A 16,937-nucleotide genomic window follows, 5' to 3' on the forward strand; every position below is an offset into this window, starting at 1 on the left:
TATTAGAGAGTCGTCTCAGTAAACACGAACTACAGGGGTGTAGCTCCAATTGGCAGAGCAGCGGATTCCAAATCCGCGTGTTGGGAGTTCGAATCTCTCCACCCCTGCCACATACTAAGCCTCAGTCGAAAGACTGGGGCTTTTTTACGTCTGTTGCTTTTGCAAAACAATGTTGGGAGAACTAGGCGTCCCCATGGTTCGCCAGCCCGCTTGGTGGCAAGTCCCATCGAATCTCCGGGGCTGGCCCTCTTCACCCATGCCACCTTCGAAAGCCTCGGTAAAAATATCGAGGTGTTCTCTGTCCTTATACCAATCAGGGTAAGTAAGAATGATCAAACACTTATGCTGATTGGTATTAATACTTATGACACTGCACGCTATCTGGGCGGCAGAACATCTCGTCTTGGCTATCCGTACATTCATCGACCACTTTGGCAATCGCACTACCTCGGCTTGCTGATCGTCCAGTATATTGCTCGCCGAATACACGCAGTTTACATTGATACATATGCTTGCCACTGTCACTAAAGTCGTTGTCATTAGCGATTTGTTGCTCCAGACGTTTGACTTTTTTTGTGAGCAAGCGGACTTGTTGTTCAAGCTTGGTGATTCTTGCTTCATCGCTATTCTGACTGTATGCCCAGCTTGGCATTGACAACACTAGGGCTGTAATAATGATTAATCTTTTCATTGCCTTCAATTGAATGGTGTTTTATTGTCGGATAGTTTACCAAAAAGACCTCTAAACGCCAACATAATCGAGTTGAAGACTTTCCTTGGTAATTTGCCATATATTAGCTTGCTGACTAGAAGGAGCGACTTGGGTACAGGTGCTGAAGAAGCTGGATGAGAAAGAGCATTGTCAGTTTTTTAACGCTGATAATAGGGGAAAATAGACTCAAACACACTGTTATTGGCTGATTTGTGAACTCTGCAAAGGTGTCAAAATTCTTTTTTATCTTCAAAATATTAGCGTTTTTTTTGTCAAAAATGGCTATTGAATATGGAAATAAAATCCTATAAATAGGTGCGCAGCACATAATATCAGTGGTATCTTGTTGGCTTTCGAGAGTGATCGATTGGGAGAAAACATGCCGCATCTTCGTTTCCGTGATGTAGAATTTGATACCGTAAAGGCTCTATCAACAGCATTAGTGGATGAACTTCAGCCTCTGATGGCCTGCCCTCGCGAAGATTTCACTTTAGAGCATATTTCAACAACCTTCATTTTTGATGGTGAGGTTTCTTTTGCATACCCTTTTGTCGAGGTGCTTTGGTTTGACCGCGGTCAAGAAGTCCAAGATCAGGTAGCGCAACATATTACCGATGCCGTTCGCAATGCGCTGGAAGAGCCCGAGCAGGATGTCGCCGTTATTTTTACCGCGCTGACACCAACGGCTTATTACGATAACGGCGAGCATTACTAAATCCGCTAACAATTATTTCTTTGATTTATGACAGCCCCTGTTGTCAGGGGCTTTCTTGTTCCAAAAAATGTTCCATAAAGGTAGTTATGATGACGCGCTATGCAAAAGTTGTTGCAGGATTGGGAGTAGTCGCAGGAGCGTTGGGGATCAGTGCATTTAACTGGTCGTTTGATGTTTCTGAAACCCCCGAGGTCAGTGCAAATGTACTGGCGCCACAGTTTTCTTATCGTTGCTTGGAAAATGCGATTGCGCACCCTTTGGATACGGACGGTCAATTTACGGTATCGGTATGGAACATTTATAAGCAGCAAAGAGAAAACTGGCGTGAAGCGCTGGAGTCATTCTCCCAGGACAGTGAGTTGGTATTATTGCAAGAGGCCAGCTTGACGGAGGATCTACGGGATTATTTAGATGATACGGCATGGAAAGTCCGAATGGCCAATGCTTTTAAGTTTATGAATACCCCCGCGGGAGTGATGAACTTATCGAGTGTCAACGCCAAGAAAACATGTGCCTACCTGGCAATGGAACCTTGGTTACGTCTACCTAAATCGGCATTGTTATCTGAATTTGCGTTATCTGATGGTAGTACGCTGATCGTGGTCAACTTGCATGGCGTGAATTTTGCTGTCGGGCTGGAGGAATACCAGGAGCAGCTTGATAGTTTACGAGTGGTTCTTGATGCGCACTCAGGGCCGATTATCTTGGCGGGTGACTTTAATACCTGGCGTCAGGCACGTATTGAAGTGGTGAAGAGTTTTGCGGAGAGCCTGGGGTTACGTGATGCACATTTGACAACCGATCAGCGCGTCAAAATATTGGGTAAGCCTTTAGATCACTTATATTATCGAGATCTTCAATTGATCAATGCTGAGGCACCGAAAACCGATGCCTCAGATCATAACCCGATTATTGCTAGCTTTAAGCTGCAATGATCATGATTGGCCAAACAAGCAAAGTCAGTAGCCACGGTAGGCCGGCAACAATGATTGACTTGGCTCGGTCATAGTCAGTCCATGCACTAACGGCTGCATAGGTCAGGGCAATATACCATGGTGCCAGCAGAGGAATTGTGGTGGCGAATGGTGACCATGTGTGATTCAGTGGCAGTTTCAGCAGGCCATTCAAGCTGTTTAGGTCAGCGGCATTAGGCAGGATATTGCTGTCGTTAAACATGGGATTAACATAGCTGGCAAAGTCACCAATCATCGTTGGTAGCATAATAAAACAGGACGCTGCCAACCATTTGCCAAAGCTGTGTTTGTACTGGTTGCTCTTGGTGGCGAGGTTTAGCCATAATGCCAGCACAAAAATACACACGGTACGCCCGGTAATATCGCTGAACACTTCACCGGCAAGGAGAACTTCCTTGGTCAGCCAGGACTCCTGTACCTGCTGGTCGACATTGGTAAACTGGACCATCAGTTCCTGCTGAAGCCAGGCCATATCGACATTGTTAAAGTAAGCCCCCCAGAGGAAAAATGGCCCCAGAATAGCGATGAGATAGGGCAGGATCGCCCACTTGGGACGCTCATGGACTGCTGCGAAGCAGTCTATTGGGGAGCGGAAAGCATCGAGTACCGCAACGAACGGATTTTTAGAAGGCGTCATACACTTACCTTAGTGACATCAACATATAATTTCAGTTTCTGGCCAGGTTTCAGATACTTCTGACCGTTGATTTGATTCCATTTCACAACATCCGACACTTTCACTTTATAACGTTGAGCAATTGAACTCAGGTTATCGCCAGAGCGAACTTCGTAGTAGACAGTGCGAATAACCCCACCAGTTTGACTGTCCTTCCACAGCGTCAGCTTTTGCCCAACGCGCAGGGTTTTGTTCTTACTGATCCCGTTCCATTTTGTAATCTGATCAATAGATACTTTTTGGCTGCGGGCAATCGTCCACAAGCTGTCACCCGATCTAACCTCGTAGGTTGTCCGGTAGCCGCTGCCATGGCTCTTTTGGGTTTTTGCCGCTAACTGAGCAGAGATGGTATCGCTATTTTTCATTGCGACAGGGATCAGAATATGGCGGCCAACACGAATGTTGGTTCCTGTCATATTGTTCGCACGCTGGATCTGCTTGGTTGTTGTCTTATGATTTTTGGCCAATACACTTAAGGTGTCGCCTGATTTCACCTTGTAGCGGACCACTTTCATTCCCTGACGGCCATTGCCAGCAAACTTTGTGTTGAAGCGTGCTACTTTGTCGATAGGCAGCAGCAGGTGACTCGGACCGTCAGGTGCTGTTGCCCAATGGTTATAGGCTGGGTTGAGGCTTTGAAGGTCTTTTAGCTTTATACCCGCATAACTGGCGGCCATAGCCAGATCCATCTGTGTACCAGGATCGACTAGCTTAACAGCCGGCTTGTTGGCAATTGCTGGGATCGAGATACCGTATTTTTCCTGGTTCTTGATGACGTCAGCGACAGCAAGGAGCTTAGGTACGTAGCCGCTGGTTTCTTTGGGAAGATCAAGTGACCAAAAATCGGTTGGTTTACCGGCGGCTTTGTTATTGCGGATTGCGCGGAAAACGCGTCCTTCACCGGTGTTATAGGCGGCAAGGGCATGCAACCAGTCACCATCGAATTTACGGTTTAAGTATTCAAGTAAGTCTAGGGCTGCGCGAGTTGACTCGACAACGTCACGGCGGCCGTCATACCACCAGTTTTGCTCTAACCCAAAGCTGCGGCCTGTTGGCGGCGTAATTTGCCATAAGCCAGCCGCACGCCCGTGCGAGTAGGCAAACTGATCAAATGAACTTTCTACAATTGGAAGCAGGGCAAGCTCAAGAGGAAGCTCTCGCTTCTCAAGTTCTTCAGTGATGAAAAACAGGAACGGCTCTGCGCGTTCGGCGACTGTTTTTAAGTGGCCCGGATAGCGCAGGTACCAGTTGCGGTAGTACTTAACCCGTTTATTGTCTGGAATATCGGCGGTCAACTGCATGCTGATGCGTTGCCAGACGTCTTCTTGCTCCTGAGGGGTAGGTACCTTCACTTTTTCAATAACGACAGGTTCCATCGCTTCCTTCGGTGCGGGCGTAGTTGGTGCCTGCACCTGAGCGGGAGTCCCTTTTTCTTTGTTATTAGTGTTTGCTTGTTCTTCTACTGTATTTGTCGTATTTGTAATTTGGCAACCAGCCAGTAATAGCGCGCTCGCTAAAAAAAATCGGGATTTCATGGAACCTGCCTAAAGCCAAAATAGTTGGTGATAATACTTGTCCAACCACCTTAGACACAAGTGACGCAGGTCAAAATTCGTCTTTCCAACGGCGTAGTGCCGCGAAGGTCTCTAGATCGCTGTCGTCAAATGCCTTATCTGCAACAGATTTTTTGATACTTGCCTGATCACAGCGTAAGAACGGATTTATTAATTTTTCTTGCCTTAATGTCGACGGGATCGTGCTGATACCCTGGGCGCGCATTCTACTGACGTCTTCGCGGTAGCGTTGCAGGTGCGGATTATCTTGCTCGGCAACAAGTGCAAAGGCAATATTGCCGCTGGTGTACTCATGGGCACAGTAGACTTCTGTCTCGTCCGGTAGGGCGGCAAGCTTTTGTAGGGAGGCAAACATTTGTGCGGCAGTGCCTTCAAACAGGCGCCCACAGCCTCCAGAGAACAGGGTGTCGCCGCAAAAGAGCTTCTCATCACCCACATAGGCGACATGCCCAGCGGTATGGCCAGGAACACTCAATACCATAAAACGTTCACCAAAAATTTCGACCTGATCGCCATCCTCGACAGATTGGGAGACACCGGGAATGGGTTCGGCGGAAGGAGCAACAATATTGATGTTTGGGTAGGCGCGCTTGAGCTCACTAATCCCACCAATATGATCATGGTGGTGATGAGTAATCAAGATTGCATCAAGTGTGAGCTGTTGCTCTTCTAACACCTTGATTACTGGTGCAGCATCTCCGGGATCAACAACGACGCAATGATTATCTGGACTGTGAATCAGCCAGATGTAATTGTCATTAAATGCAGGTATGCTTTTTACTGTAAGCATGTAATTTGTCTCCAGCCTTTGAGGTGTTGAGCAATAACTTATGAAGCCAGCCCGCACATTAAAACATATTGATCCACCACATTCCTGGTCACAAGTCGTCAATGGTGAATGGGCAGCCGAGCTGCTACAGGCACAGCTTGATGAATGGTGGCCGAAGTTATTTGGCTACCATATGCTAAAGCTGGGTGGTTTAAGTTGTGAGTTAGCCAGTGGCCATTGTAACATCCAGCATCAGATTTGCATTGATAAGTTCAATCCGCTGCATAATGTGATTGCTGATCCTTTGGCTCTTCCCTTTGTTGAAAAGTCTTTTGATGCCTGTGTGCTTGCCCATCAACTTGATTATTGCCCTGATCCCCACGGTTTGCTACGGGAAGTTGACCGGGTGATGGTTGATGATGGTTATATCTTACTGAGTGGATATAACCCGGTAAGCCTGCTGGGATTAAGGGGCTTGTTGCCCTGGAACCATAAGCGCTACCCCTGGAAAGGCCGGATGTTTATGCCGATGCGGGTGAAAGACTGGCTGGGGGTGCTGAACTACGAAGTGGTCTATCACGAGAATTTTGCCGTATTGCCGGCGACACGGCATCAGGCTTGCTCTGCGTGGGCAGAGAGCGTTCTGTCTGACTGCTGCGCGCCAGTCGGCAGTATGTATTTGATTGTTGCGCGCAAGCGGACTTTTCCTCTCAAACCAATTAAGCCAACATGGAAGTTACGGCGCCAGCTAACACCGCTTGGGGTAAATTACCGCACCAAAGCTAACCAAAAGTAAAAAGTTAGGGCACCATTGGTATCTGGTGCCTTGGTATCGCTACTGGATTAGGCTTTATAGCCAGTATCTTCTTTGCTTGGAGATTCTGCTGCCGTTCGTGCTAGATCGTCACAACGTTCATTTTCTGGATGACCAGCATGGCCTTTAACCCAGTGCCAAGCGACTTGGTGGCGTTGGGTTTCTTCATCGAGACGCTGCCACAGGTCGGCATTTTTAACAGGCTTTTTATCTGCCGTTTTCCAGCCCCGTTTTTTCCAGTTATGGATCCACTGGGTGATCCCTTGGCGGACATACTGGCTATCAGTGGTGAGATCAACGTGGCAGGATTCTTTAAGGCTTGATAAACCAACAATGGCTGCCAGTAGCTCCATTCTGTTATTGGTGGTCATGAAAAAGCCATCACTCAGCTCTTTTTCATGCTGTTTGTAGCGCATGACAGTACCGTAACCACCAGGCCCCGGGTTACCGAGGCAAGAACCGTCGGTGAAAATTTCTACCTGCTTCGTCATATTTGGTAGTATTCGCTTTAGGAAAAACTTTAGTCTGACACAATCGCTACTATGAAAGCCACTAACGAACGCATTATCGTATTCGATACCGAAACAACCGGTATGAATATGACCGGCCCCCATTATGAAGGCCATCGTATTATTGAAATCGGTGCGGTTGAAATTATCAATCGCAAACTGACGGGTAACAGTTTTCACGTTTACATCAAGCCGGATCGAGAAATCGACGCGGAAGCTGTTGATGTTCATGGTATTACTGACGAATTCCTACTTGATAAGCCGAGCTATAAAGATATACACGAAGAGTTCATGGAATTCATCCGTGGGGCTGAACTGGTCGCTCACAACGCGCCCTTTGATATCGGCTTTATGGATTACGAGTTCAGAAAGCTTGATCCGTCGATAGGCAAGACGGAAGACTTCTGCAAGGTAACCGATACCCTGGATATGGCCAAGCGGCTTTTCCCGGGCAAAAGGAACAACCTTGATGTGCTTTGCTCCCGATATGGTATAGATAACTCCCACCGTACCCTGCACGGCGCTTTGCTCGATGCCGAGATCCTGGCAGACGTCTATCTGATGATGACCGGCGGTCAGACATCGCTGGCGCTTAGCGCAGGTAGCGGAGAAAGTGATACTGATGCCGAAAGTGCGATCCGGCGCCTTGCTTCGGGGAGAAAAGCGCTAAAGATCATCAGGGCATCGGCCGATGAAATACAAGCGCATGAATCGCGCTTGGATATTATCGAGAAAAAAGGTGACGTCTCTATGTGGCGTCAGTAGAGGTGCTATGCAGCGGTTATTATTCCTGGTGATGTTGCTACCGGTACTGTCTTTTGCCCAAGACAGTACGGCTATGTCGTGGCTGGATAACCGCTTCCGTGTTGATCCGACCGTCGAGCAGGTCTCGTTTGTCGTGCAGCGGGAAGAAAATAGTCGGGCGATTGTCTTGGTACGTCCTGACGGCGAGAAATACTATTCCTGGCGTCATCCGGAGAATGTGGCTTGGTACGATGAGCCGGGAATGGATATTATCTCGATCGAAAAACCCATGCCAGGCCCCTGGCAGGCGATCGGTAATGTAACACCGAAAAATCAGGTGACGGTGTTATCGGATCTTAAACTGAGCGTTGATAATCTGCCGGCGAGGCTTTACCAGTCGGAAACCCTCAAGTTTACAGCTCGCCTCACCCAAAATGGTGAGTTGCTGACAATGCGCGATTTTCTGGATCGCGTAAAGTTGTCTGTGATTTTTTACGAATTTATCGAAGATATCGACAGCTTGCCGAAAGAAGCCCGACCGGGGCCGATTGTGCTCGGTGAGTTTGCCGATGACGGGATGGCATTTGATGAAGTGCCGGGCGACGGGGTCTTCACCGTTGCCTTGCCGGTTGATATTCAACCAGGAAAATACCGGGTAAAGATAAGCTCTAGCAACGGTATCTTTTTGCGTACTGTCGAGCAGCAGGTATTGGTTTACCCGCCACCATTGAGAGCCAGCTTTATTCAGGGACGGGGACAAAACGAGCCTCATCAGGTGGTGGTCGAGACAGAAGAAGGGGCGTTATTACCAGGTTCTCTGGCTGCTCACATTGAGCAGGAAACCCCTGAAGAAAAAGTCATTATTAGCCAGCAACATGCGTTTTCAGATGAAGATGGTTTGAAAGTCCGGTTACCTAATGCGAAGGCGCCTGGGCGCTATGCATGGTCTGGCTGGTTGTATGCGACAGATAACTTCAGTGAAAGGGAGCTTATATTTAGGCTACCTAAGAACCATTTTGCTGTCATGGCCGAGCTGCAGTTGGATCTTAACCTCGCAGATTTCAGAGCCCAGCAGGAAGCGAAAGCACAACTTGCAGAGATGGAAAGGCTGGCTGCTGAAAGGGAGGCTGCCCGCTCCAAGGCCCTAAAAGTGATACTGGGGGCTAATGGGCTGGTGGTTATCTTGGTGGTAGTGGGGGCTTTCTTGTGGCGCAAACGAAAAATGAAGAAGGCGTTGGAAGAAGAAACGCTGATTGCACCAACGCCATAGCGTGAATAGGTATTGTTGCTTGATTTTGATGGATATGAATACACTACAATCAAGCGTCTTGTCTCTGAGCCTTTTCAACCATGGCTGATAGACCAGAGAATGATTCAGCTTGGTATGACTGTTACAAGAGAAAGATAAAAGGGAAGCCAACGGGCTTCCCTTTTTCTTATGTGCATATTGGCCGTTAAGGCTATGCAGTCTTTAGGCGGCGATATCTTTCTCTGCTGGCTGGTAAGGTTTGGCTGCCAGCTCTTCAGAGTCAAAATCATCCACGTTGATAGTGCGCAAGCGTCCCTCTTCAGCACGGCGTAGCAGCTCGGCCTCGTCTTCATTAATTGCATTGAGCTCAAGGCCCGCTGCGGCCACTTGGTCTAGCTGCATAAACGGGAACTTCTTGCCTGCAGCCTGGCAGACGCGATCATAGATTGGCTCGGCGGCTAAAATATCTTTCAGTGCCAGTTCAATCATCCCAACCGCATTGTTTTCACATGCTTCCAGGAACTGGCCACGGCCAATACGGCTACGGGTTTCACAAGGTGTCTGCATAATACGGGCAACTTTATGATCCAGCTTGTCGGTCGGCTTCACCCGGCCTAGGCCCAGAGGGAAAACCAGGGTACGCAGCAGAGCCGCGATAGGGCGGTTCGGGAAGTTGCGTAGGAACTCATCCAGGGCTTCCTGCGTTTGATATAGCGAATCTTGCAGTCCCCAATGAACCAACGGTAAGTCTTCCTGTTTACAGCCATCATCGGTGTAACGTTTAAGGGTTGCCGAAGAGAGGTAAAGTTGGCTGAGTACGTCACCGAGACGGGCCGATAGACGCTCTTTTCGTTTTAGTGAGCCTCCCAGTACTGCCATTGAGATATCGGCAAGTAACGCGAGGTTTGCACTATAGCGATTCAGTTGCTGGTAGTAGCGGACTGTCGGATCTTTGCGCGGAGCTGAAGAGCCTCGACCGTCGGTTAGGCCCAGCCAGAAGGAGCGAACCATATTGCTGATCACAAAGCCTACGTGGCCGAACAGAGCATTGTCGAAGCCGTTTAGTGCTTTCTCGGCATCGTCGTTATAGGCAGCATCCATTTCTTCTAGTACATAAGGATGACAGCGGATGGCACCCTGGCCAAAGATGATCATAGAGCGGGTCAGTATGTTTGCCCCTTCCACCGTAACGGCAATTGGCGCTCCCTGGTAACCCCTTGCCAAGAAGTTGCTTGGCCCCATGCAGATTCCCTTGCCGCCGACAATGTCCATGGCATCAATGACACTGCGCTGGCCGCGGTGGGTACAGTGGTATTTGACGATAGCCGAGATGACCGATGGCTTTTCGCCTAAATCGATACCAGAAACGGTTAGGTTGCTGGCCGAATCCAAGACATAGGCGTTACCTGCAATACGAGCCAATGGTTCTTCAATCCCTTCCATCTTACCGATAGGTAATTTGAACTGGCGACGGATACGAGCGTAGGCGCCGGTTGCCATTGCGGCAGTTTTCAGGCCGCCGGTTGAGTTTGAGGGCAGGGTGATACCACGGCCGACCGATAGACACTCAACCAGCATACGCCAGCCTTGGCCTGCCATTTCCTTGCCCCCGATGATGAAATCGATAGGGACAAAGACTTTTTCACCCTGGGTCGGGCCGTTCTGGAATGGGACGTTGAGCGGGAAGTGGCGACGGCCGATATCAACACCGTCGGTATCGGTTGGGATCAACGCACAGGTAATGCCAAGTTCCTCTTCGTCACTGAGGAGGTGGTCGGGGTCGAACAGTTTAAATGCCATTCCCAGTACGGTAGCAATGGGGGCGAGGGTGATGTATCGCTTGTTCCAGGTCAGCTCCATCCCTAGTACTTCTTCCCCTTGCCACATGCCTTTTTTCACGATACCGAAATCAGGGATTGAGCCTGCATCAGAGCCGGCTTCAGGGCTGGTTAGTGCGAAGCAGGGAATTTCCTTGCCTTCGGCAAGGCGAGGTAGGTAATGGTCTTTTTGTGCTTGGGTACCGTAGTGTTGCAACAGCTCTCCCGGGCCGAGAGAATTAGGTACGCCGACCGTTGAAGACAGGACGCCAGAGACACCAGTTAGCTTTTGCAGTACCAGTGATTGCGCATAGGCCGAAAATTCCAGACCACCGTATTTTTTCTTGATGATCATGGCAAAGAATTTGTGATCTTTTAGATACTGCCAGACTTCCGGAGGAAGATCTGCCAGTTCATGGGTAACCTGGAAGTCATTGACCATACGGCAGACTTCGTTGACAGGCCCGTCAAGGAAGGCTTTTTCTTCTGCGCTCAGACGTGGCGCCGGAATGTCATGCAGCTTGTTCCAGTCAGGTGCCCCACGAAATAGATCGGCTTCCCACCATACCGTACCGGCGTCAATCGCTTCTTTCTCTGTGCGCGACATTTCCGGCATTACGCCTTTGAAGGCTTTCAGTGCCGGCTTGCTAAGTAGGTTTTTACGCAGTGAAATCACGTTTAGCGGGATGGCGATTAGTAGGAAAGCAAGCCAGCTATATTGGCCTACGATATCCAGTACAGACCCTAGTGCGAGTACTGCAACAAGCGTTGCGGTAATCGTTTTGAGGTTGGCTCGGTGATAGGCGAGCACACCGGTTATACCAATTAGCCCTAGTAGGTACACAAGTGTAACCATGACGATTCTCCTTATCGGGGCGTTGATTTTTTTATTGTTTGGGTACGTTTTATGCAAGGTAAGAGGTCTTACCACTTGTGATAAGTGTAATTTGTTTTTTAACAAAATGTAAAATAATTTTCCCTTCTGAAAGGGCCGGGTTACGCAGAAATGTCGGTTTACCCCTTGTTACAGAAGGGATTGATCAAGATCAGCGAGTTGAAAAAATGTGCTTGCGAAAAAATGTCATACAATTAAGATTGTGTTTGTTGTGATGCTGTTCACGCTATTTTGACGTTGACAATAGCGTCTATTTATTATGTGGATGGCTCATGGAGCCACCTGTTGCCTTTCCCGAACTCCGACTGACACATGCCCGCCGGATCCCTTTCTCGGGATGACAGCTTTTTCCTTAAAATTTTTCTTTTGCACGCAAGTGCAGGGGTTTGTCGTGTTGTTATTTCATGCTTTGAAGCAAGCGTGGCGGGAAGGTTATTCTTTCTCGAAACTGCGTTCTGATATTGTTGCCGGGGTTACTGTTGGTGTTGTCGCGATCCCGTTGGGGATGGCCTTGGCGATTGCTGTGGGCGTACCGCCGCAGCATGGCTTGTACACCGTTATTGTTGCTGGTTTGCTGGCGGCGTTGTTTGGTGGTTCACGGTTTAATATCACCGGGCCGACAGCGGCATTTGTGGTCATTTTGTTGCCAATTACCCAGCAGTATGGTTTGTCAGGGCTGATGCTGGCGACGTTGATGTCGGGAGTGATCTTGTTGTTGATGGGGCTACTACGGCTAGGTCAATTGGTTGCCTATGTGCCTTACCCGGTGACCACCGGTTTTACGGCGGGTATTGGCCTGGTGATTGCCTTTTTGCAGCTCAAAGATCTGCTGGGGCTTGCAGTGGTAGGTAGCCCGATCCATTTCCCGGAAAAAGTCATGGCTTATGCCAGTGCGTTGCCGACGATAAATTATGCCGATGCCATGGTTGGATTTGGCACAATCGCCACGTTTATTCTGTGGGCAAGGTTAAAGAACCGCATTCCAGCTCATGTGGTTGCTTTGGTGACTGGTACATTGTTGGCATTTTTGATGAACCAGTGGGGAGCAACCCACGTCGGTTTGCTGGGCGAGAAGTTCCACTATCAAATTGGCGACTTGATTGGCCAGGGGATCCCGCAGGTGTTACCGCAACTGGTGATGCCGTGGCAAAATGCAGACTTCAGCTGGGCGCTGGTGGTTGAGTTGTTGCCGGCGGCCTTTACTATTGCAATGCTGGGCTGTATTGAGTCTTTGCTCTGTGCCGTGGTTGCCGATGGTATGACGGGGAGCAAGCATAATCCGAATGCCGAACTGGTTGGGCAGGGGCTGGCTAATATGGTGGTACCGTTCTTTGGCGGAATCCCTGCCACGGCGGCAATTGCCCGTACCGCAACCAATATTCGTGCCGGTGGCTTCTCGCCAATTTCTGCGATCACCCATGCCTTGTTCGTGCTGGCAGCAATGATCGTGCTGGCACCGATGCTGTCCTATATTCCGATGAGTGCATTGGCCGGGTTGTTAATCATGGTAGCCTGGAATATGTCGGAAGCGCCGCACTTTGTCCGTACGCTAAAGATCGCACCGCGCCGCGATGTGGCAGTTTTGCTGACATGCTTTACGCTGACTGTCGTGTTTGACATGGTAATTGCCGTCGTGGTTGGCCTGCTACTGGCCGGAGTGTTGTTTATCCAGCGTATCGCGACGCTAACCAGCGTGACTGTGGTAAATCGTGAACACCAGCATCAGGACTTCGGTGATGACGTGGTGGTGTATGATATCAACGGCCCGTTGTTTTTTGCCGCCAGCGAAAAGGCCTTCAATGTAATTGAGCACTCGGCTGTTGATACCCGGGCGGTAGTGCTGGACTTCAGTGACGTATCGACCATTGATATCACAGCGATTCATGCCTTCGAGAGTGCGCTAGACCGTATACGTCAGTATCCGGTTTACCTACTTGGCGTTGCCGAACATGTCGAGAAAAAACTGTCAACTGCCGGGGTATTAGAGGCTGACAATATCGCCCTTTATCCATCAGCGCAGTCATTACGTGAGCATTTAGCAATAAACCATCACAATGTGCTACCTCAGGAGTCGACACCCTCGACTGTTTCTTTGTACACTGCAAGCTAAGGCGCATAAATGCTTAGCCGGGTATGCCCGGCTAGGCGATAATATTGTATGAATAACCAGAGATTAGCCTATGTACCAAGATTTGATTCGCGCAGAACTAAATGAAGCTGCAGAAGTACTGAACCGTTTTTTGAGTGATGAAAAAAACATTGCAGATATTGAAGCTGCTGCCAAAGTACTGGCAGAGTCGTTTAAGCAGGGCGGCAAGGTACTGTCATGTGGTAACGGTGGCTCACACTGTGATGCGATGCATTTTGCCGAAGAGCTGACAGGACGCTACCGCGAAAACCGTCCGGGCTACCCTGGTATTGCTATTTCAGATCCGAGCCACCTTTCATGTGTGAGTAATGACTTCGGCTATGACCATGTATTCTCGCGCTATCTGGAAGCTGTTGGTGCGCAGGGTGATGTTTTGTTCGGCCTGTCGACTTCGGGTAACTCAGGCAATATTCTGAAAGCAATCGATGCTGCAAAAGCCAAAGGTATGAAAACTATTGCCCTGACAGGTAAGGACGGCGGTAAGATGGCTGGTTTGGCTGATGTCGAAATTCGCGTTCCGCATTTTGGCTTTGCCGACCGTATCCAGGAAGTGCATATTAAAATTATCCATATTTTAATTATGCTGGTTGAGAAAGAGATGGCCTCGAGCTAACACTATTATTGTTAGTAAGTACTTCAATACAGTAACAGAGGGCATAAAGGACTATGTGTGAATTGCTTGGCATGAGTGCCAATGTGCCAACCGATATTTGTTTTAGTTTTACTGGCCTGATGCAGCGGGGTGGAAAGACCGGTCCGCATAGCGACGGCTGGGGGATCACCTTTTATGAAGGACGGGGCTTTCGGACCTTTAAAGATCCTAACCCGAGCTGCCGATCGCGTATTGCCGAGCTGGTGCAGGAATACCCGATCAAAAGCTGTGCGGTCGTTAGCCATATCCGGCAGGCCAATCGTGGTGGGGTCAGTCTGGAAAATACCCACCCGTTTACCCGTGAGCTGTGGGGACGCTATTGGACCTTCGCTCATAACGGCCAGCTGACTGACTATGAAGCATTAGATACCGGTCGCTTTAAACCCGTCGGTGATACCGATAGCGAAATGGCTTTTTGTTGGCTGCTCAACCAGCTTGAAGCTAAATTCCCGGTATTACCTGATGATTTAGCACCAGTGTATGATTATGTAGCCAGTTGCTGTGATAAGTTACGTCAGCTAGGTGTATACAATATGCTGCTGAGTAATGGTGAGTATGTGTTGACCTACTGTACCAATAACTTGCATTGGATCACCCGTCGTGCGCCGTTTGGGCAGGCATCTTTGATAGACGAAGATGTGACGATTGATTTCCAGAAGGAAACGACGCCCAATGATGTGGTGACGGTGATTGCGACTCAGCCGCTGACCAATGATGAGAACTGGCACAAAATGCAACAGGGTGAGTTTGGGGTATTTCATTTCGGTGAGTTAATTCATAACCGCATCTTGTAAATTGGTATCTACCTCAACGGTTCTGCATTTCTGTGTTGAGAATAAAAAACGCGACCTGTTGGTCGCGTTTTTTAGTTGAGCTTTGTTTATTCAGCCGCATAGCCGTGAGGTGGAAGCTCCTTGCCATCAAAGATCGCATTTTCATCTGCCATGTTTAGCCTCCCCTGCAAGAACCAGTTTGCTACCAGTGGGTAGATACGGTGCTCCTGTTGCTGCACACGTGCCGTGACGTCTTCAACAGTATCACTATCAAAGATAGGTACCTTCGCCTGCAGGATCACCGGGCCACCATCTAGTTCTTCAGTTACAAAGTGAACACTGGTGCCGTGCTCCTTATCGCCAGCGTCGATAGCACGCTGGTGGGTATGTAAACCTGTATACTTAGGCAGCAGCGACGGGTGTACATTGAGCATGCGTCCCTGATAGTGGCGCACGAACTCGCCACTGAGGATACGCATGAAACCGGCGAGGATAACAAGATCCGGCTGATAGGCATCGATGCACTCAGCCATGGCTCGGTCGTAAGTGTCACGATCACTGTAACCAGCGGCTGCAAGGTGTACGGTATCAATACCGGCCTGGCGAGCTCGTTCAAGCCCATAGGCATCAGCTTTGTTTGACACGACAGCTGCAATTCTTGCATTAGCGACGGTGCCGTCTTGGCAGGCATCAATCATGGCTTGAAGGTTAGAGCCGCTGCCAGAAATCAGGACTACGATGTTTTTCATCGACTCACTTAATCTCCACCTGCTCTTCACCCGTTTCGGCCGTCGCAATTTCACCTAGCAGCCAGGCGTTTTCGCCCTCGGCTTTTAGGATTTCAATCGCTTGTGCTGCCTGTTCTTGCGGCAGGGCAATAACCAGGCCTACGCCACAGTTGAAGGTACGGTACATTTCATATGTCTCAACATTGCCCGCTTCTTGCAGCCAGTTGAAGACAATAGGCCACTCCCAGCTGCTACCGTCAACGATTGCTTTTGCCCCTTCTGGTAGTACACGAGGAATATTTTCCCAGAAACCACCGCCGGTGATATGCGAAATAGCGTGAACATCACAGCTTTCCATCATCTTCAGAGTGGATTTGACATAAATTTTGGTTGGCTCAAGCAAGTGATCGGCCAATGGCTTGCCTTCAAGCTCCTGGTTTAGGTCTGCTTGAGAGACTTCGAGGATCTTACGGATCAGAGAGAAACCGTTTGAGTGCGGTCCGCTTGACCCTACAGCCACAAGCGCGTCACCAGCTTTAACTTTGCTGCCGTCAATGATGTCAGCTTTTTCTACAACACCGACACAGAAGCCTGCAACGTCATAGTCTTCGCCGTGGTACATCCCTGGCATTTCAGCGGTTTCACCGCCAATCAGGGCACAGCCTGATTGGACACAGCCTTCACCGATCCCCGCGACAACAGCGGCAGCGGTGTCAACCTCCAGCTTTCCTGTCGCGTAGTAGTCGAGGAAGAACAAAGGCTCTCCACCTTGAACAATCAAATCGTTCACACACATCGCGACAAGATCGATACCAATGGTATCGTGCTTGTTCAAATCCATTGCTAAACGCAGTTTGGTGCCCACGCCGTCTGTACCAGAAACTAATACTGGCTCTTTATACTTGGTTGGTAGCGAGCAAAGCGCCCCGAAACCACCAATACCGCCCATCACTTCCGGGCGGTGGGTGCGTTTTACCACCCCTTTAATACGATCAACCAATGCATTACCCGCATCAATATCAACACCTGCATCTTTGTAACTAAGAGAAGAGTTATTGCCGCTCACAAGAGATCCCTCACCGCATTAAAGTAAAAAAGCGGGGGTATGATAACAGCAGTCAGGGCGGAAAGGAAAACGTTTGCGTCAATAATTCTTGCTGAATATTTCCTGAGCAAACGATACCTAT

The 16,937-nt window shown here is 49.2% G+C and carries 16 protein-coding genes and 1 tRNA gene; 9 read left to right on the top strand and 8 right to left on the bottom strand.

The window, feature by feature from the left end; genetic code table 11:
* Positions 1 to 33 precede the first annotated feature (33 nt).
* Positions 34 to 110, top strand: a tRNA-Trp gene (locus MD588_RS23480).
* 245 nt (positions 111 to 355) lie between these two features.
* Here the strand turns inward: MD588_RS23480 and MD588_RS23485 are convergent.
* Positions 356 to 691 (bottom strand): hypothetical protein, encoded by a 336-nt coding sequence (locus tag MD588_RS23485; RefSeq protein ID WP_265700271.1) that lies wholly within the window; start codon positions 689 to 691, stop codon positions 356 to 358.
* Positions 692 to 1,091: 400 nt separating this feature from the next.
* Here MD588_RS23485 and MD588_RS23490 point away from each other — a divergent pair, with 400 nt between their 5' ends.
* Both MD588_RS23490 and MD588_RS23495 read left to right on the top strand, forming a co-directional pair.
* Complete coding sequence (locus tag MD588_RS23490; protein WP_265700273.1) at positions 1,092 to 1,427, top strand: DUF1904 domain-containing protein; 336 nt, start codon at positions 1,092 to 1,094, stop codon at positions 1,425 to 1,427.
* A gap of 89 nt (positions 1,428 to 1,516) precedes the next feature.
* Entirely contained in the window at positions 1,517 to 2,362 is an 846-nt protein-coding gene (locus MD588_RS23495) for an endonuclease/exonuclease/phosphatase family protein (protein ID WP_265700275.1), read from the top strand.
* Here the strand turns inward: MD588_RS23495 and MD588_RS23500 are convergent.
* The 3 genes from MD588_RS23500 to gloB form a co-directional block, all read right to left on the bottom strand.
* Positions 2,349 to 3,038 (bottom strand): Yip1 family protein, encoded by a 690-nt coding sequence (locus MD588_RS23500; RefSeq protein WP_265700276.1) that lies wholly within the window; start codon positions 3,036 to 3,038, stop codon positions 2,349 to 2,351. The two genes, MD588_RS23495 and MD588_RS23500, sit on opposite strands and share 14 nt — an antisense overlap.
* Entirely contained in the window at positions 3,035 to 4,612 is a 1,578-nt protein-coding gene (locus MD588_RS23505; RefSeq protein WP_265700277.1) for a lytic transglycosylase, read from the bottom strand. The genes MD588_RS23500 and MD588_RS23505 overlap by 4 nt, the downstream gene beginning before the upstream one ends.
* 70 nt (positions 4,613 to 4,682) lie before the next feature.
* Positions 4,683 to 5,441 carry a hydroxyacylglutathione hydrolase gene (gene gloB / locus MD588_RS23510; RefSeq protein WP_265700278.1) on the bottom strand — a complete coding sequence of 253 codons (759 nt, stop codon included), beginning with the start codon at positions 5,439 to 5,441 and terminating at the stop codon, positions 4,683 to 4,685.
* Positions 5,442 to 5,481: 40 nt separating this feature from the next.
* Between gloB and MD588_RS23515 the strand changes: the two genes are divergently transcribed.
* Positions 5,482 to 6,216 (top strand): class I SAM-dependent methyltransferase, encoded by a 735-nt coding sequence (locus MD588_RS23515; RefSeq protein ID WP_265700279.1) that lies wholly within the window; start codon positions 5,482 to 5,484, stop codon positions 6,214 to 6,216.
* A 47-nt stretch (positions 6,217 to 6,263) separates the two neighbouring features.
* On the opposite strand, the gene rnhA is transcribed toward MD588_RS23515, so the two are convergent.
* Complete coding sequence (gene rnhA / locus MD588_RS23520; protein WP_265700281.1) at positions 6,264 to 6,725, bottom strand: ribonuclease HI; 462 nt, start codon at positions 6,723 to 6,725, stop codon at positions 6,264 to 6,266.
* 51 nt (positions 6,726 to 6,776) lie between these two features.
* Here rnhA and dnaQ point away from each other — a divergent pair, with 51 nt between their 5' ends.
* On the top strand, positions 6,777 to 7,508 hold the full coding sequence (gene dnaQ / locus MD588_RS23525) for a DNA polymerase III subunit epsilon (protein WP_265700282.1): 732 nt from the start codon (positions 6,777 to 6,779) through the stop codon (positions 7,506 to 7,508).
* Positions 7,509 to 7,515: 7 nt separating this feature from the next.
* A complete protein-coding gene (locus MD588_RS23530; RefSeq protein ID WP_265700283.1) occupies positions 7,516 to 8,757 on the top strand; it encodes a TIGR03503 family protein in 1,242 nt (413 codons plus the stop codon).
* A 201-nt stretch (positions 8,758 to 8,958) separates the two neighbouring features.
* On the opposite strand, the gene fadE is transcribed toward MD588_RS23530, so the two are convergent.
* Positions 8,959 to 11,409 carry an acyl-CoA dehydrogenase FadE gene (fadE, locus tag MD588_RS23535; protein WP_265700285.1) on the bottom strand — a complete coding sequence of 817 codons (2,451 nt, stop codon included), beginning with the start codon at positions 11,407 to 11,409 and terminating at the stop codon, positions 8,959 to 8,961.
* A 430-nt stretch (positions 11,410 to 11,839) separates the two neighbouring features.
* On the opposite strand from fadE, the gene dauA reads away from it, so the two are divergent.
* The 3 genes from dauA (at position 11,840) to MD588_RS23550 (ending at position 15,043) form a co-directional block, all read left to right on the top strand.
* The gene (dauA, locus tag MD588_RS23540; RefSeq protein WP_265700287.1) at positions 11,840 to 13,558 is read left to right on the top strand and encodes a C4-dicarboxylic acid transporter DauA; all 1,719 of its coding nucleotides are present in this window, start codon (positions 11,840 to 11,842) and stop codon (positions 13,556 to 13,558) included.
* A 70-nt stretch (positions 13,559 to 13,628) separates the two neighbouring features.
* Positions 13,629 to 14,210: a D-sedoheptulose 7-phosphate isomerase gene (gene lpcA, locus MD588_RS23545; protein ID WP_265700288.1), complete on the top strand. Its 582-nt coding sequence runs from the start codon at positions 13,629 to 13,631 to the stop codon at positions 14,208 to 14,210.
* 53 nt (positions 14,211 to 14,263) lie between these two features.
* The gene (locus MD588_RS23550) at positions 14,264 to 15,043 is read left to right on the top strand and encodes a class II glutamine amidotransferase (protein ID WP_265700290.1); all 780 of its coding nucleotides are present in this window, start codon (positions 14,264 to 14,266) and stop codon (positions 15,041 to 15,043) included.
* Positions 15,044 to 15,129: 86 nt separating this feature from the next.
* Here MD588_RS23550 and purN read toward each other — a convergent pair whose 3' ends face one another.
* Together purN and purM are read right to left on the bottom strand one after the other, a co-directional pair.
* Positions 15,130 to 15,771, bottom strand: a complete 642-nt coding sequence (gene purN, locus MD588_RS23555) for a phosphoribosylglycinamide formyltransferase (RefSeq protein WP_265700291.1) — start codon at positions 15,769 to 15,771, stop codon at positions 15,130 to 15,132.
* 4 nt (positions 15,772 to 15,775) lie between these two features.
* Positions 15,776 to 16,816 carry a phosphoribosylformylglycinamidine cyclo-ligase gene (gene purM / locus MD588_RS23560; protein ID WP_265700293.1) on the bottom strand — a complete coding sequence of 347 codons (1,041 nt, stop codon included), beginning with the start codon at positions 16,814 to 16,816 and terminating at the stop codon, positions 15,776 to 15,778.
* Between the last annotated feature and the right edge of the window lie 121 nt (positions 16,817 to 16,937).

This window comes from Photobacterium obscurum (assembly GCF_026191635.1).
GTDB lineage: Bacteria > Pseudomonadota > Gammaproteobacteria > Enterobacterales > Vibrionaceae > Photobacterium > Photobacterium obscurum.

Excerpts from the sequence above, each read along its gene's own strand:
- MD588_RS23485 (WP_265700271.1), bottom strand. The coding sequence starts at position 691 with ATGAAAAGATTAATCATTATTACAGCCCTAGTGTTGTCAATGCCAAGC.
- MD588_RS23490 (WP_265700273.1), top strand. The coding sequence starts at position 1,092 with ATGCCGCATCTTCGTTTCCGTGATGTAGAATTTGATACCGTAAAGGCT.
- MD588_RS23495 (WP_265700275.1), top strand. The coding sequence starts at position 1,517 with ATGACGCGCTATGCAAAAGTTGTTGCAGGATTGGGAGTAGTCGCAGGA.
- MD588_RS23500 (WP_265700276.1), bottom strand. The coding sequence starts at position 3,038 with ATGACGCCTTCTAAAAATCCGTTCGTTGCGGTACTCGATGCTTTCCGC.
- MD588_RS23505 (WP_265700277.1), bottom strand. The coding sequence starts at position 4,612 with ATGAAATCCCGATTTTTTTTAGCGAGCGCGCTATTACTGGCTGGTTGC.
- gloB (WP_265700278.1), bottom strand. The coding sequence starts at position 5,441 with ATGCTTACAGTAAAAAGCATACCTGCATTTAATGACAATTACATCTGG.
- MD588_RS23515 (WP_265700279.1), top strand. The coding sequence starts at position 5,482 with ATGAAGCCAGCCCGCACATTAAAACATATTGATCCACCACATTCCTGG.
- rnhA (WP_265700281.1), bottom strand. The coding sequence starts at position 6,725 with ATGACGAAGCAGGTAGAAATTTTCACCGACGGTTCTTGCCTCGGTAAC.
- dnaQ (WP_265700282.1), top strand. The coding sequence starts at position 6,777 with ATGAAAGCCACTAACGAACGCATTATCGTATTCGATACCGAAACAACC.
- MD588_RS23530 (WP_265700283.1), top strand. The coding sequence starts at position 7,516 with ATGCAGCGGTTATTATTCCTGGTGATGTTGCTACCGGTACTGTCTTTT.
- fadE (WP_265700285.1), bottom strand. The coding sequence starts at position 11,409 with ATGGTTACACTTGTGTACCTACTAGGGCTAATTGGTATAACCGGTGTG.
- lpcA (WP_265700288.1), top strand. The coding sequence starts at position 13,629 with ATGTACCAAGATTTGATTCGCGCAGAACTAAATGAAGCTGCAGAAGTA.
- MD588_RS23550 (WP_265700290.1), top strand. The coding sequence starts at position 14,264 with ATGTGTGAATTGCTTGGCATGAGTGCCAATGTGCCAACCGATATTTGT.
- purN (WP_265700291.1), bottom strand. The coding sequence starts at position 15,771 with ATGAAAAACATCGTAGTCCTGATTTCTGGCAGCGGCTCTAACCTTCAA.